Here is a 15,006-nt window from a genome sequence, read left to right as displayed (position 1 = left end):
TACCAGCAGGTGTCATCGTGCATGTTACGGACTCGGGGGCGAAGTACCGGTACACCGGTTCGGGCACCCGAGCACTCGACCGGAATATCGCGGGTTACGCCCGCGGCATCAGGCTCCTACACTGGGGTAACGCTCCACCGACGACGAATGGAGATGCTGTGGTCGCGTCGTGGCAGGTGTCACGTGATGGTCCTCCTGAGGCCTCTCGTCTGCTGATCGAGCGTGCACACGAAGAACTCATCGCCGGTAACCTCGACGATCACCGTCTGCAGCAGGTGCGCACCCTCGTCCGCGAGTCGTGGGTGCGCTCGTGGAGAGGCCGGGTCGGGCCCGAGGAGGCGCCGCGGATCGAGCTCGTGACCGAAGAGCTCGAGGCCTACCGCCTCGCGCATCCGCTCGCATCCGCCATGGACATGATCCGTGCGCTGCTCCTGCCCGGCACACCCGAGGAGTCGGGGGTCGTCGTTGCCGTCGGCGATCAGGCCGGCCGACTGCTGTGGATCGAAGGCGACCGCCAGCTGCAGTCGCTCACCGAGGGCATGGGATTCGTCGCCGGCGCGAACTGGGCAGAGGATGCCGTCGGCACGACCGCCCCGGGCACGGCGCTCGAGCTCGGTCAGTCGGTGCAGATCCGCGGAGCCGAGCACTACAACCGGCTGGTGCATCCGTGGTCGTGCAGCGCGGCGCCGGTACGCGACCCCGAGACGCGGCGGGTTCTCGGAGTGATCGATGTCACGGGCGGAGACGAGGTCGTCTCGACTCAGGCGCGACTGCTGGTCGATGCCACCGCGCGCGCCGTCGAGTCCGAGCTGATGGTGGCGCGGCTTCGGGCGCGCAGCGACGCGCCCCGCCCCACGACGTTCTCTTCCCGCGCCAAGCCCACGACCCGCGCGACACTGCACGTGCTCGGGCGAGACAGAGCGCGTCTCGAGTCCGAGACCGAGCTCGAGGAGTCGATGATCGAGCTGAGCGCTCGCCACGCCGCCATCCTGCTGATGCTCGCGGTGAACAGGCAGGGCCTGTCTGCCGAGCGCCTGAGCGAACTCGTCTACGGCCCCGAAGCGTCGGCCGACACTCTGCGCCCTGAGATGGTGCGTCTGCGCAAGGTTCTCGAGAAGCACGCTCCCAGCCTCGTTCCCGAGTCCCGGCCCTACCGACTGACGGTGCCCCTCGAGACGGACGCGCACGACGTGCTCTCGCTGCTCGACCGCGGCGCGCACCGCGTAGCCCTCACCGCCTATCGCGGTCCCGTTCTTCCCGAGTCGACCTCGCCAGGGGTGGAGGAGTTCCGTGAGTCGGTGAGGGCGGCGCTGCGCGAGGCGATGCTCTCGGAGGCGAGCCTCGACGTCCTTCTGGAATACGCCGAGATCCCGGAGGGGCAGGGGGACGCTGCGGCGCTCCGTCTCGCTCTCGAGATGCTGCCTGCCCGGTCTCCGAAGCGCGCAGGACTCGTCGCGCGCATCGAACGCATCGAAGATCGCTGACCCGGGGTCATCGGGCTGACGGATCCCCGCCCGGACGTGTACACACCGACGGGGTGCCCACCATCCGGGGAATCATCAGCCGTTCGAGCGGATCCAGCCTGTGACCGCCCTGCAACCGATCGCAACGTTGCGCATCGGCGCGCAACCTCCGCCGACCTACCGTCGGAGGACAGCCGCAGCACCGACGCCGTGGCCCGTCGAAGGAGTTCCGATGACGATCGTCGAAGAAGACGTGTCCACCGCCCCCGCATCCTCCGCGTACGCCGCCCCCGGTCAGCCGGGCGCCATCGCGACCTACCGTCCGCGGTACGGCCATTACATCGGCGGCGAATTCGTGGATCCGGTCAAGGGGCAGTTCTTCGACAACGTCAGCCCCGTCAACGGCAAGCCCTTCACCGAGGTGGGCCGCGGAACCGTCGAAGACATCGACCGGGCCGTCGACGTCGCGTGGAAGGCCTTCGCGAGCTGGGGCAAGACCAGCCCCGCAGAGCGCTCGGTGATCCTCAACAGGATCGCCGACCGCATCGAGCAGCACCTCGAGGAGATCGCCGTCGCCGAGACCTGGGAGAACGGCAAGCCGGTGCGCGAGACGCTCGCCGCCGACATCCCCCTCGCGATCGATCACTTCCGCTATTTCGCCGGCGTGCTGCGTGCGCAGGAGGGCGGCATCAGCCAGCTCGACGAGAACACCGTCGCGTATCACTTCCATGAGCCGCTCGGAGTGGTCGGCCAGATCATCCCGTGGAACTTCCCGATCCTGATGGCCGTGTGGAAGCTCGCGCCGGCGCTCGCCGCAGGCAACTGCGTGGTCATCAAGCCGGCGGAGCAGACGCCGGCATCCCTCCTCTTCCTCTTCGACATCATCGGCGACCTGCTGCCGGCCGGCGTCGTGAACATCGTCAACGGCTTCGGCATCGAGGCAGGGGCACCGCTCGCGCAGCACAAGCGCATCCGCAAGGTCGCCTTCACGGGAGAGACCACGACGGGGCGCCTGATCATGCAGTACGCCTCGCAGAACCTGATCCCGGTCACGCTCGAACTCGGAGGCAAGAGCCCGAACGTCTTCTTCGAGGATGTCGCCCGCGACACCGCAGACCCGTTCTACGACAAGGCGCTCGAGGGGTTCACGATGTTCGCGCTGAACCAGGGCGAGGTCTGCACCTGCCCGTCGCGTGCGTTGATCCAGCGGTCGATCTACGACGGATTCCTCGCCGACGGACTCGAGCGCGTCGGCAAGGTGATCCAGGGCAACCCGCTCGACCCCGCCACGATGATCGGCGCCCAGGCGTCGAACGATCAGCTGGAGAAGATCCTCAGCTACATCGACATCGGAAAGCAGGGCGGCGCGCGACTGCTCACCGGTGGCGACCGCGTCGACCTCGGCGGCGACCTCAGCGAGGGATACTACGTCGCCCCGACCGTGTTCGAGGGCACGAACGACATGCGCATCTTCCAGGAGGAGATCTTCGGGCCGGTGCTGTCGGTCACCTCGTTCGACGGCTTCGACGACGCGATCTCGATCGCGAACGACACTCTCTATGGGCTCGGCGCCGGGGTGTGGAGCCGGAGCGGGGACACCGCATACCGGGCTGGGCGTGCGATCGAGGCAGGGCGCGTCTGGACCAACACCTATCACCAGTACCCGGCGCACGCCGCGTTCGGCGGATACAAGCAGTCGGGCGTCGGTCGCGAGAACCACAAGATGATGCTCGACCACTACCAGCAGACCAAGAACCTCCTGGTCTCGTATGCAGAAGGCCCGATGGGCTTCTTCTGAGTTCGACTCCGGCCGGACGCTGCGCCCGCAGCGTCCGCCCGGAACCAACTGCCCTCGGACTACCCTCAGGAAGGCGCGGATCATGGTGAGTATCGGCACCTACCAACGGGTCGACGTGACGGATGCCGCGGCATCCCTCATCCGCGATCTCACGGTGCAGCACGGACCGCTCATGTTCCACCAGTCCGGCGGATGCTGCGACGGCTCGTCGCCCATGTGCTATCCGGTGGGCATGTTCATCACGGGACCGGGCGACGTGCTGCTGGGGGCGCTGGATGTCGGGCTCGAGGCCCCCGTCGAGGTCTTCATGTCGGAGTCGCAGTTCGAGTACTGGAAGTACACGCACCTCACGATCGACATCGTGCCGGGTCGGGGCGCGGGCTTCTCGGTCGAGGGGCCGACGGGCATGCGGTTCCTCATCCGCTCCCGGATGCTGAACGACGCAGAGCTGGAGTACTTCGGTCTGGCCCCGTCAGGGGGGTGAGCGGCCGCCGATTGATGTGGCACCCAAAGTCGCTGTTCAAGGGGTGAAGCGACGAGAGGTGCCAACTGAGGCCAGCTGCTGATGTGGCACCTGTCGTCGCAATTCAGAAACTGAAGCGACCATAGGTGCCAAGTCACGGCAGAGGCAGAACGATCGCGGTCAGCGCGGCAGCCGTGGAACCGCGGCGACCAGTGCCTGCGTATACGGGTCTTGCGGGGCATGAAGCACGGATGCCGTCGCCCCCTGCTCGACGACGCGACCGTCCTGCAGCACCACGGTGCGGTCGCACGCCGAGGCGATGGCGGTCAGGTCGTGCGACACCATGATGAGCGACAGGCCGTTCTCGCGACGCAGCCGGTCGAGCAGCTCGAGCACCTGCACACGCGTGGTGACGTCGAGCGCGCTGACCGGCTCGTCGGCGAGCAGCACCCGCGGGCGCGAGACCACGGCGCGTGCGATGGCGATGCGTTGACGCTGCCCTCCCGAGAACTCGTGCGGATATCGGCGCGCGGTGTCGGCAGTCAGGCCGACGGACTCGAGCGCTTCGGCGATGCGTCGCTGTGCATCGGCACCGGATGCCAGGCGCAGCGAACGGAGCGGCTCACCGATGATGCGGTCGATGCGCTGACGGGGGTCGAGCGACGAGTACGGGTCTTGGAAGACCGGCTGCACGCTCGCCCGGAAGCGACGCATCTGCGCGCGGTCATGCAGCGACAGGGGTGCGCCGTCGAACAGCACCTGCCCCTCTCGGGGTGCGGCGAGGCCGAGCAGCAGACGCAGGATCGTCGACTTGCCGGCACCCGACTCGCCCACGAGGCCGAGGGTGTCACCCTCGTCGAGGCTCAGCGACACGTCGTCGAGCACCTGACGGGATCCATAGGCGAAGCCTGCGCCGCGCAGTTCGAGGATGGTCATCGCGTGCCCTCCCCGGCATCGAGGAACGCATCGAGTGCACGCGCGCTGTCGACCAGCATCCGCGTGTACGGTTCCGCCGGATCCCGCAGCACCTGCGTGACCGCGCCCTCCTCCACGACGAGCCCAGCACGCAGTACGACGATGCGGTCGACCATGCGCGATACGACGGCGAGATCGTGGCTGATGAACAGCAACGCCATTCCTCGGTCGGCGACGAGTCGTTCGAGCAGGGCGAGCACGGCATCCTGCACCGTCACGTCGAGCGCGGTCGTCGGTTCGTCGGCGATCAGCAGCTTCGGGCGCGCTGCGAGGGCGATCGCGATCGCCACACGCTGGCGCTGACCGCCCGAGAGCTCGTGCGGGTAGGCACGGGCGATGCGCTCATCGGAGAGTGCGACCTCGTCGAGGGCGGCTGCGACGGCAGATCGCAGCTCCGCACCACGCAGCCCGAGGTGTCGGCGCAGCGGCTCGGCGATCTGTCGGCCGACCCTCATCAGCGGATCGAGTGCGGTGAGCGGCTCCTGGAACACGATCTGCGCGACGGGTCCCCGCAGCGGTCGCAGCTCGGCATCCCGACTTCCGACCACCTGGTGTCCGTCGAGCAGCACCGATCCCGATGCCAGGAGCGCATCCGGAAGCAGTCCGGTGACCGCAAGCGAGGTGAGCGACTTGCCCGACCCCGATTCACCTATCAGGCCAAGACGCTCGCCGGCCGCCAGCGAGAACGAGACATCGCGAACGACCGCGCCGGATGCCGAACGGACCGTGAGGCCCGAGACGTCGAGGATGCTCATCGGCTCCTCCTGCGGGTGGGGTCGGCGAGGTCGCGCAGGCCGTCGGCGAGGAAGTTCACGCCCAGCACGAGGGCGATGATCGCGATACCGGGCGCGATGGCGCCGACGGGGGCGGTGAGCACTGTGCCCTGCGCCTCCTGCAGCATGCGGCCCCACGAGGCATTGGGCGGCGGAGCGCCGAGTCCGAGATACGACAGGCTCGCCTCGGCGAGCACGGCGGCCCCGAACTGCAGCGCGAGGCTGACGGCGAGGGTCGGCGCGATGTTGGGAAGCACATGCTGCAACACGATGCCCAGCACGCTCGTGCCGCTGGTGCGCGCGGCGGTGACGAACTGCTCTTGCAGCACCCGGCGCGACAGGATGCGGGTGAGACGGGCGACGACCGCCGACATCGCGAGACCGATCGCGAGCACCGCCGACCACAGCGACGCGCCCTGCACGGCGACGACGAGCATCGCGAGCAGCAGCACGGGGAACGCGATCACCACGTCGAGTCCGGCAGAGAGCGTGTCGTCGACCCAAGGGCGGGAGAACGCGGCGATGAGGCCGATGATCGTGCCGAGCACGGCGGCGATCGCGACCGAGCAGGTGCCGACGATGAGTGCGATCCGCGCGCCCCACATGAGCTGTGAGAGCAGGTCGCGGCCGAGACGGTCGGTGCCGAGCAGGTGCAGGGCGCTCGGGCCCTCGAGTCGGCTGCCGCTGGTGTCGGCGAGCGGATAGGGCAGCCAGAACAGCGAGATCAGGGCGATCAGCACGATGACTCCGGTGAGCACGAGACCGATCAGCAGGGTCGCCTTCGGCCGCCTCCGCACGGGGACGGAGCCGGTGATCAGCTGCTCGGCGACGCGGCTCATCGGTTGCCCGAGACGCTCGTGCGCAGACGCGGATCGATCAGACGCTGCACGATGTCGGCCGCGAAGCCGACCAGCAGAACGAAGAGGGTGCTGACGACGAGGACACCCTGGATGACCTGGAAGTCGTGCTGCTCGATCGCCGACAGCAGCAGGCTGCCGAGACCGGGCAGGGTGAAGACGCTCTCGACGACGACCGCACCGAGAAGGGTCGTCGACAACTCGATGCCGAGGATCGCGACGACGGGCACCGAGCCGTTGCGCACGCCGTGTCGCAGCAGGGCCTCACCCATGCCCGAGCCGCCCGCCCGGGCGGTGCGCAGGTAGTCGCTGCCGATCACGTCGAGGGTCGCGGAGCGCACATACCGGCTGAGAGACGCGCTCATCACGATCACGATCGTGATCACGGGAAGCGCGAGCGAGCGCAGGGCGTCGGCCGGATCTTCCCAGCCGTCGCGCGGAAAGCCGCCGGACGGCAGCAGCCCGAGTCCGAGAGCGAAGACCCAGACGAGCACGACGCCCACCCAGAAGACGGGCACCGCCACGCCCAGCTGAGCGAAGCCGGAGAGCGCGATGCCATACCAGCGGTCGGCCTTCACGGCCGCGGTGATGCCGATCACGAGCGAGACGAGCAGGGCGGCGGTGAACGCGATGAGCGTGAGCGGAAGGGTCACGGCGAGGCGGTCGGCGATGTCGGGGCCGACGGGACGCGAGCTCAGGAAGGACTCGCCGAGATCGAAGCGCAGCAGCTGCCCCGCCCAGGTCGTGAACTGCTGCAGCAGGGGCTGATCGGAGCCGACCTGCGCGCGGGCGGCGGCGATCTGCTCGGGGGTGGCGTTGACCGAGAGCAGGGCGTTCGCCGGGTCGCCCGGCAGCAGTCGCAGCAGCACGAAGATCGCGATCATCGCGACAACGAGCGAGACCACGAGGAAGGCGAGGCGACGGATCAGATAAGCGAGCATGACTGTTCAGGATGAGGAGGGGGATGCCGACGCGCGGCATCCCCCTCGCGCGTCAGGACTTGACGATGTCGTAGGCGAAGAACTGGGAGTTCAGGCCGTTGACCGGGTATCCGCTGAGGTCGCTCGAGGCGACCACGATCTGCGGGTAGAGGTACAACCATACGCTCGCGGCATCCTCGGCGATCTTCTCGTTGACCTGCTTCAGCAGAGCCGTCTGCTCGTCGGTCGTCGCGGCCTGCTCGGCCTCGGCGACCCACTGCTGCACCTCAGCGTCGTTGTAGCCCCAGTAGAAGTCGGGGTTGCCGTACCAGACCACGTCGCGGTCGTTCACGTGCTCCTGGAGCGTGGCCTCGAAGTCCTGCTCCTTGAACACCTTCGTGTACCACTCGTCGGCGCTGATCGTGTTGATCTCGACCGTGATGCCGACCTCGGCGAGCTGCGACTGCAGGAACTCCGCGACGGCGGGGTGCGGGTCGTAGCTCGGGGTGTCGAGCGTGAACGTGAAGCCGTCGGCGTAGCCGGCCTGAGCGAGCAGGTCCTTCGAGAGCTCGACGTCATACGGGTTCACCGAGGTGAGGTCTTCGTACCAGGGGTCGGTCGGCGGCACCATCGATCCGATCAGCGTGCCGTAGTCGCCCCAGATCGACTCGAGGAGCTTCTGGGTGTCGACGGCCGAGTAGATCGCCTTGCGCACGAGCGCGTTGTCGAAGGGGGCGACCCGGTCGTTGAACGCGAGCAGCTCCTTCGTGGTCGAGGTGCCCTCGCTGATCACGTAGTCGTCGTTGTCGAACTGCGCGAGCGAATCAGGGCTCTGCACGCTGGTGATCACGTCGATCTCGCCCGTGGCCAGAGCGTTGTTCTCGGCGGTCGCGTCGGTGAAGTACGTGTAGACGACCTCGGCGTTCTTGGCCGGCTCGCCCCAGTAGTCGTCCCAGCGCTCGAGGGTCAGGGTCGAGCCCTTCTTCCACTCGTCGAGCGTGTAGGGGCCCGTGCCGTCTTCCGACCCGGTGATGTCGCTGGCCCCGTCGTTCACGACCCAGACGTAGCTGAGGTTGTAGAGGAACGAGATCGAGCGCTGCGACAGGGTGAACACGACCGTCTGGTCGTCGGGGGTCGCGATGTCGGCGATCGTCTTGAAGCTCGACTTGCGAGCTGAGACCGAGTCCTCGGCGGTGACAGCCTCGACGCTCGACTTCACGTCGGCGGAGGTCAGCGGGTCGCCCGAGTGGAAGGTCACGTCGTCGCGCAGCGTGATCGTGTAGGTGAGTCCGTCGTCAGAGACCTGAGCGTCCTCGGCGAGAAGCGGCTCGACCTCGCCGTCGTCGGTCAGCCGGTAGAGGCCTTCGTAGACGTTGCCGGTGAGGGCCTCGGTCACACCCTGGCCGCCACCCTGCGTGTTGCTGAGGTTCGTCGGCTCGTACAGCGACCCGATGAAGATCGTGGCGTCTTCGCTCGAGGTGTCGTCGGTGGCTCCCGAGGCGCAGCCGGCCACGAGGGCGAGCGTGGCCAGGGCGCCGAGCGCGCCGAGAGTTCGGGTTCTTCTCATGAGTGCTCCAGGGTGAGGGTGTGCGGCGTCACGCCGCATAGATGTCGAAGCCGTCGCGGAAGACGACGTTCTTCTCGCCTGCTCGGATAGGCAGGGGGAAGCGGTTGGATGCCGGCGGCAGCGGGCAGTTGTACTGGGCGCTGAATCCGCAGGGCGGCACGAAGGCGCGGTTGAAGTCGAGGGTCACGGATCCCGCGTCGTCGCGCAGCTCGACGAACAGGAAGCGGCCAGACCCGTAGGTCTCTGAGCCGTTGGTCTCGTCGCCGAACACGAGCAGCAGCGTGCCGCCGTCGTCGAAGGCCGCCAGGTTGTACTCGCGGCCATCGAGCTCGAAGTGGATGTCGCCGGGGACGACGAGCTCCCGGGTGCCACCGTTGTCGCGGATGTGCTCGAACGACACTCGGCGATCGCCGGAGACCGGCGTGAAGTGCCCCTCGAGCACCCACGCGGGGTCGTACTCGTAGGTGTCGATGCGGTCGAAGGCGCGGATCGCGGGCGCATCGGCATCCCACAGGCGCAGTCCGTGCTCTGCCTCACCGGTCTCGATGTTCGTGCGCTGGATCGGCGTCACGGTCACCGTGTCGGATGCCGCCTGCTGTTCGGCGTCCAGATCGGGCGCATCGCCCGTCCAGCGGGTCTCGATCAGGGCGAGGTTTCCGGTCGCCGAGGTGACGGAGGCACGGCGCTCGGCCTGCCACTGGGTGTGATCTTCGCGTTCAGACATCGCCTTCCATTCTCTTGCATGCAGAAGAGGGTGGGGTCGGGACCGTCACTCTGGGTAATGCGCGACCACGCGCCAGCAGGGCTTTCGCGAGCATGCACGAATGTCGTGTCGGAAAGGGGCTGCAGGCCCTCATTCCGCACGTTTTCGGACGCGATGCAACGCGTTCGGTCGACTCTCTCCGACGCAACGGAATGCAACGTATGCCGGTATACCATTACTCATATACGCGCAGAGTCGTCAGTCCCCAGCTGACCCGCGCGTATGGACGGTTCGACCGTCCTGCGGAGGGAGTGTCAGATCTCCTTCTGATCCCGAGGGGGGATGGGGTGGGAACGCTGATCCCCAGTCAGCACCCACCCCCACAACCCGCCCTCGGAGTTTCCGTTCAGAACGATCTGGACCAGAACCAGAACACAGCGAAGCCGATCATGAACACGACCGGCACCCACGGGAAGCTGCGCTTCAGTCTGCGTCCTTCGTGGGCGACGCCCGGCGGCGGAGAAAGCAGACCGGCCGGCGGCGCGAACGGAAGCCGCTCACTCACGGGCCGCGGTGAGATGGCCGGAGAAGCGGATGCCGCAGCCGCCGGATTCTCGAGGAGCAGACGCTCGTCTCTCCAGCGCTCCCACTGATCGAGCTTCGTGATCAACGCGCCGACGGCACCGAACAGCCACGCCCAGGTCTCAGGGTCGAGCGTCGACACCCTGCGCTGCGTGTAGAGGAACATCCAATCGTCGACGATCTCGACGTCGAGCTCGGCGGCGTTGTCGATGAACCGGGCCATGATGTCGGGCGTGAACAGATACAGCGCGTCACGCTCGTATCCCTCGGGGCAGTAGAGCGTGAAGTACTCGTCGAAGTCACCTTCGAGCGACAGCCGCTGCTCCTTCTGGAACGACGCCGGCAGGTTCGATCCGAATCCGTTGTTGCCCTTGGCGTCGAGCACGATGTTCGGCAGAGGCACGTCGAGCTTCACCGCGACATAGCCCCAGCGGTAGGTGGTCGAGCTCTTGCCCGACTTCACCGTGTACTGGTAGTTGCCGAACTCGACGAACCGCGGCGTCGTGCCGCGCACGAGATCGGTCGACATGCGCGAGCCGCCGAGGCTGAAGATCATCCCGGGCAGCGCGGGGGCAGTGACTCGTCCCTCGTACGACATGCCGTTCGCCTGCGCGAAGCGGTGCAGGCGGTAACGCGTGACGCGGGCGCGCCGCCATCCGGCGAACGACCCGATGGCGATCACGAGAGCGACCACGCCGAAGATCACCAGCGGGACGATGGCGAACCCGGATCCGCCGGGTGTGGAGGCCATGCTGACGATGGTCGTGAAGACCACCGGGATCACGATGAGGGCCATGAGCGCGACGACGACGATCGCGATGATGCTCGAGGCGTTCGTGCCGCTGGATCCTCGGGCACGCAGCTCGGCGGCGAACGCGGTGACCGCCTTCGGGTCTACGGGATCGGTGAGCGGTGCGGCGTCGAAGGCCGTGCCCGATCGCGGCTGCGGAGTCGTCATCGGTTCACCTCGTCGGCTTCCCAGGTGAGGTCGGCGTTCTCGGGGATCTGGAACGCCTCGAGTCGTTCGTCGGCACAGATCGCGGCGACCAGCTCGGCGGACCCCGCCACGATCGTCGAGTCGTAGTCGATCTCGCTCACCATCACCCAGGCATGGTCGTCGGGCCACAGGATGCTCGGGCTCTGCGCAGACGGAGAGGAGCCGTGCTCCTCGGCCGGGGTGTCGCGCCACGGCACCTCGAGAATCCAGCCGGGGCTGACGAAGGCGCTGATCGCTCCGCCGAAGAGCACGTGATCCCGGTTGAGGAGACCGAAGCGCGGGCCCTCCGAGATCTCGCGCGACAGGATGCCCTCCTGCCAGGTCTGCTTGCGGAACGCGTTGTTGAGGGGGTCGGGAATGCTGCGATCGAGCATCGCCTGATGATTCGGGTCATCACTGAACGTGTAGAAGCCGCGGGACGGGCCGTGCCCCATATGGCCGACCAGACCGCCCCGGCCTTCCCAGAGTGCCGCGAAGCCGGCATCCGGAGTCGCGGTGTGGGCGATGAGGTGCCCGGCGATCACTGAGAGCATCTCCGGAGAGATCTCGCCCTCCATCGGTCCTGTGAACTCCCGACCGTCGGGGGACAGTCGCATGTTCCAGTCTCCGTCTGCAGGAGTACGCACGATGCGCTGCCACTGCGCCAGCGGGTGCAGGGTCGTGCCGAAGGCGGATGCCGTCTCGGCCCAGGTCGCGGGTTCATCGATGAACTGATCGATCAGCGCCAGTCGCTCGGCCTCCGGCATGGCGTCGTACTCGTCGTAGGTCGGCACCCGCCGATCGGGCAGCGAGCGGACCGTCGCGGGGTGCAGGATGCGGGCGTAGGCCGGGAATCCGTGCGGCACGACGTCGTGCATCGTCGCGTTCCAGGGGTCGTCGAGCCGCTCGCGCAGCCAGTCGCCGGCCGAGGTGTCAGACATCCAGTGCATGCGACCCACGGTACCTGCGAGATATCGGTTCACCTGCTCGCGCGGCGGAGGGGACAGAATATGCGGAGGAGTGCGCGGGCCGACGAGCTCGAGCAGCGACAGACGAAACGCCGCGGGGTTCGAGGCCCGCACCCGTTTCGTCTCGCCCGGTCTGCCCACCGAGCGGGCCGGGAAGACGCTTGCCGAAGCGGCTTCAGCGCAGTCGAGAGCGCCCTCCATAATCGAAGGGTGAGCTCGACTGCAACCATCCCCTCGCTCGACGGCCGCCGGTTTCGGATGGTCTCCTCCACCACCTCGGCGGTAGACCCCGAGTCGCCCAGCGAGTTCGTCTACTGGGAGAAGGACGGTGCCATCTGGGGCGACTACTCCGGGGACACCGTCACCTTCGGACGCTTCGTCGGCACCCGTTCCGGCGACACCATCTGGGTGTCGTTCGTGCACGTGCTCGTCTCAGACGGCGCCGTCGTGACCGGAGACGGCGAGAGCCAGCTCGAACTCACGGACGACGGTCGCATCCGACTCGTCGAGCACTACGAGATGCACGGACTGCCGCAGCTGAGCGTCTGCGAAGAGGCCGCAGCGGCCTGATCGCTGGCGTTTCGTCTCGGTCGGCTTCGCCGTCCTCGCTCGACGAGCGGGTGTGGGTCAGCGCGGCGGAAGCATGTCGCGACCCGGCGTCGCCGGCGTCCATCGCGTCATGCCCAGCGGTGTCGCCAGATCGCGCTCCGGCAGGTCGCTCGGCAGCAGGAACGACCGGCGGATCACCTCGTCGAGCACAACCACGCTGACGACGGTGCGCACCTCTGGCAGCTGAGCGATGACGCCGGTCGTGAACTCGTGCACGCCGCTCACGTCGACGGCGCGGATCAGCAGCATGGCGTCATGCTCGCCCGTGGTGATGGCGCACCACTCGACGTCGGGCATCTCGAGCACGCTCTCGCGGAACGACGCCCAGGCCTGCGGGTGCACGGTGACGAAGACGAGCGCACCGATCGACAGTCCAGCCTTGGACTGGTCGACCCGGGCGCTGAACCCGGTGATCACGCCGTCCTGCATGAGCGTCTCGACGCGCGTGTAGGCGTTCGCGCGGGAGATCCCGACGGTCTCGGCCAGCGCGGCGATCGAGATGCGACCGTTATCACGCAGTGTCTCGAGGATTCTGTATCCGATGTCGTCCAATGGGGCGGCACTTCGTCCAGATTGCTTCACGGCTTCGTCGCTCTTGGTGGACACAATGCTCCTCATGGGCGGGGTCTTGGACAGACTGTGATGACGTCTGCATTCTTGCTGGACACATAGTCCCATACAATGCGAATCTGATCACCGGTCGTCCACCCGGCGTCGACCGAACCCGATGAAACTCCTCGCCCCTGGAGGCCCATATGTCGTCACGTCGCAGCACGTCCGTCATCGCGATCGGAGCCGTCGCGCTCTTCGCTCTCGCTGGTTGCTCCGGTGGCAACTCGGCGAACAACGGGGGAGAGTCCTCCGGTTCCGACTCGCTGGTCATCGACACCGCGTTCTCGATCGAGACCGCCGACCCCGGCCACACCTACGACCCGACCGGCAACATGATCGCGAAGGCTCTGTACGAGACCCTCGTCGACTTCGAGGGCTCGGATGTCTCGACCCCTGTGCCCGGCCTCGCATCGTGGGAGCAGAACGACGAGGCGACCGAGTTCACCTTCACGCTCGAGGGCGACCGCGTGTTCTCCGACGGCACGCCGATCGAGGCGAAGGACGTCGTCTTCACCCTGCAGCGCATCCAGGGCATGACCGACGCCAAGCCGAACTTCCTCCTGGGCGGCCTGACGATCACCGAAGTCGACGAGAAGACGATCTCGATCACCTCCGAGACGCCGCTGCTGCAGCTCCCCGCGATCCTCGCCAACCCGGCGCTCGGCATCGTCAACTCCGACGTAGTGATCGAGAACGGCGGAACGATCGACGGCACCGACAGCGCGCAGGAGTTCCTCGACGGCACCTCCGCCGGGTCCGGCCCGTTCGTGCTCGACACGCTCGACCTCTCGTCGCAGGTCGTGCTGACCAAGAGCGACGAGTACAACGGCGACGAAGAGGCGGCATACGGCCGCGTCGTCGTCCGCAACGTCTCGGAGAGCGCGACCCAGCTCGCCAACCTCAAGGGCGGCGACTCGATGGTCGCGATGGACCTCAACGGCGACCAGGTCTCGGGCCTCGGCGACGGACTGAACGTCGAGTCGGTGCCGTCCGGCCAGACGATCTTCCTCCTGCTCAACCAGTCGGAGGCCGTCGCGGGTGAGCTCGCGAACGTCAAGATCGCCGAGGCGATCCGCTACGCACTCGACTACGACGCACTGCTCGAGCTCGCAGGTGCGGGCGCCGTGCAGGCGACCGGCGTGATCCCGCCCGGATTCGAGGGAGCCCTCGAGACCGGAGTCGAGCAGGACCTCGACAAGGCCGAGGCAGCTCTCGCCGAAGCCGGCTACACCGGCCAGACCCTGAAGCTGCAGTTCCCGAACGACTACCCGGTCGGCGGTGTCGAGTTCACCCCGCTCGCCGAGCGCATCCAGGCACAGCTCGAGGATGCCGGCATCGCGGTCGAGCTCGCACCGGCACCGTTCGCCACCGAGCTCGACGCGTACGTCAACGGCACCGAGGGCTTCGGCCTGTGGTTCTGGGGCCCTGACTACGCCGACTCGGCGAACTTCCTCCCGTTCGCTCCCGGTCTGAAGGTCGGACTGCGCTCCGGCTGGGCCGCTGAGGCCAACCCCGAGATCGCGGGCATCGCAGCCGGTGCCGCGGCCGCGACCGACGAGGCTCAGCGCAGCGAGGCCTTCACCTCGTTCGCCGAGGCGATGCAGGCCGAGGGTCCCTTCGTGCCGCTGATCGTCCCCGGCCGCAACATCGCCACGGCGGATGCCGTCACCGGCGCCGTGTACAACTCGGTGTGGGAGATGGACATCGCCGAGATCACGCCTGCCGACTGATCGGGGCCTG

14 protein-coding genes are annotated in these 15,006 nt (G+C 67.5%); 5 read left to right on the top strand and 9 right to left on the bottom strand.

The window, feature by feature from the left end:
* Positions 1-158 precede the first annotated feature (158 nt).
* The 3 genes from RQG82_RS06080 (at position 159) to RQG82_RS06070 (ending at position 3,745) form a co-directional block, all read left to right on the top strand.
* Positions 159-1,484 (top strand): GAF domain-containing protein, encoded by a 1,326-nt coding sequence (locus tag RQG82_RS06080; RefSeq protein ID WP_311258215.1) that lies wholly within the window; start codon positions 159-161, stop codon positions 1,482-1,484.
* A gap of 211 nt (positions 1,485-1,695) precedes the next feature.
* A complete protein-coding gene (locus tag RQG82_RS06075) occupies positions 1,696-3,261 on the top strand; it encodes an aldehyde dehydrogenase family protein (RefSeq protein ID WP_311258214.1) in 1,566 nt (521 codons plus the stop codon).
* Between the two features lie 82 nt (positions 3,262-3,343).
* The gene (locus tag RQG82_RS06070) at positions 3,344-3,745 is read left to right on the top strand and encodes a DUF779 domain-containing protein (protein ID WP_311258213.1); all 402 of its coding nucleotides are present in this window, start codon (positions 3,344-3,346) and stop codon (positions 3,743-3,745) included.
* A 159-nt stretch (positions 3,746-3,904) separates the two neighbouring features.
* On the opposite strand, the gene RQG82_RS06065 is transcribed toward RQG82_RS06070, so the two are convergent.
* The 8 genes from RQG82_RS06065 to RQG82_RS06030 form a co-directional block, all read right to left on the bottom strand.
* Complete coding sequence (locus tag RQG82_RS06065; protein WP_311258212.1) at positions 3,905-4,660, bottom strand: ATP-binding cassette domain-containing protein; 756 nt, start codon at positions 4,658-4,660, stop codon at positions 3,905-3,907.
* Complete coding sequence (locus RQG82_RS06060; RefSeq protein WP_311258211.1) at positions 4,657-5,454, bottom strand: ABC transporter ATP-binding protein; 798 nt, start codon at positions 5,452-5,454, stop codon at positions 4,657-4,659. The genes RQG82_RS06065 and RQG82_RS06060 overlap by 4 nt, the downstream gene beginning before the upstream one ends.
* Positions 5,451-6,311, bottom strand: a complete 861-nt coding sequence (locus RQG82_RS06055) for an ABC transporter permease (protein WP_311258210.1) — start codon at positions 6,309-6,311, stop codon at positions 5,451-5,453. Before RQG82_RS06055 ends, RQG82_RS06060 begins: the two co-directional genes overlap by 4 nt.
* Positions 6,308-7,270 carry an ABC transporter permease gene (locus RQG82_RS06050; protein ID WP_311258209.1) on the bottom strand — a complete coding sequence of 321 codons (963 nt, stop codon included), beginning with the start codon at positions 7,268-7,270 and terminating at the stop codon, positions 6,308-6,310. The genes RQG82_RS06055 and RQG82_RS06050 overlap by 4 nt, the downstream gene beginning before the upstream one ends.
* Positions 7,271-7,322: 52 nt before the next feature.
* Positions 7,323-8,816 carry an ABC transporter substrate-binding protein gene (locus RQG82_RS06045; RefSeq protein WP_311258208.1) on the bottom strand — a complete coding sequence of 498 codons (1,494 nt, stop codon included), beginning with the start codon at positions 8,814-8,816 and terminating at the stop codon, positions 7,323-7,325.
* A 28-nt stretch (positions 8,817-8,844) separates the two neighbouring features.
* Positions 8,845-9,540 carry a DUF1684 domain-containing protein gene (locus RQG82_RS06040; RefSeq protein ID WP_311258207.1) on the bottom strand — a complete coding sequence of 232 codons (696 nt, stop codon included), beginning with the start codon at positions 9,538-9,540 and terminating at the stop codon, positions 8,845-8,847.
* Positions 9,541-9,925: 385 nt separating this feature from the next.
* Complete coding sequence (locus tag RQG82_RS06035; RefSeq protein WP_311258206.1) at positions 9,926-11,059, bottom strand: hypothetical protein; 1,134 nt, start codon at positions 11,057-11,059, stop codon at positions 9,926-9,928.
* The gene (locus RQG82_RS06030) at positions 11,056-12,018 is read right to left on the bottom strand and encodes a hypothetical protein (protein WP_311258205.1); all 963 of its coding nucleotides are present in this window, start codon (positions 12,016-12,018) and stop codon (positions 11,056-11,058) included. The genes RQG82_RS06035 and RQG82_RS06030 overlap by 4 nt, the downstream gene beginning before the upstream one ends.
* A 237-nt stretch (positions 12,019-12,255) precedes the next feature.
* Here RQG82_RS06030 and RQG82_RS06025 point away from each other — a divergent pair, with 237 nt between their 5' ends.
* The gene (locus RQG82_RS06025; RefSeq protein ID WP_311258204.1) at positions 12,256-12,615 is read left to right on the top strand and encodes a hypothetical protein; all 360 of its coding nucleotides are present in this window, start codon (positions 12,256-12,258) and stop codon (positions 12,613-12,615) included.
* A gap of 57 nt (positions 12,616-12,672) precedes the next feature.
* Here the strand turns inward: RQG82_RS06025 and RQG82_RS06020 are convergent, their stop codons facing one another.
* On the bottom strand, positions 12,673-13,260 hold the full coding sequence (locus tag RQG82_RS06020) for an Lrp/AsnC family transcriptional regulator (protein ID WP_258184332.1): 588 nt from the start codon (positions 13,258-13,260) through the stop codon (positions 12,673-12,675).
* Positions 13,261-13,409: 149 nt separating this feature from the next.
* Between RQG82_RS06020 and RQG82_RS06015 the strand changes: the two genes are divergently transcribed.
* Positions 13,410-14,996: an ABC transporter substrate-binding protein gene (locus tag RQG82_RS06015; RefSeq protein ID WP_311258203.1), complete on the top strand. Its 1,587-nt coding sequence runs from the start codon at positions 13,410-13,412 to the stop codon at positions 14,994-14,996.
* Positions 14,997-15,006: the final 10 nt, after the last annotated feature.

This window comes from Microbacterium sp. WCS2018Hpa-9, from assembly GCF_031843745.1.
Lineage (GTDB): Bacteria > Actinomycetota > Actinomycetes > Actinomycetales > Microbacteriaceae > Microbacterium.
This window is presented reverse-complemented; position numbering and strand designations above follow the sequence as displayed.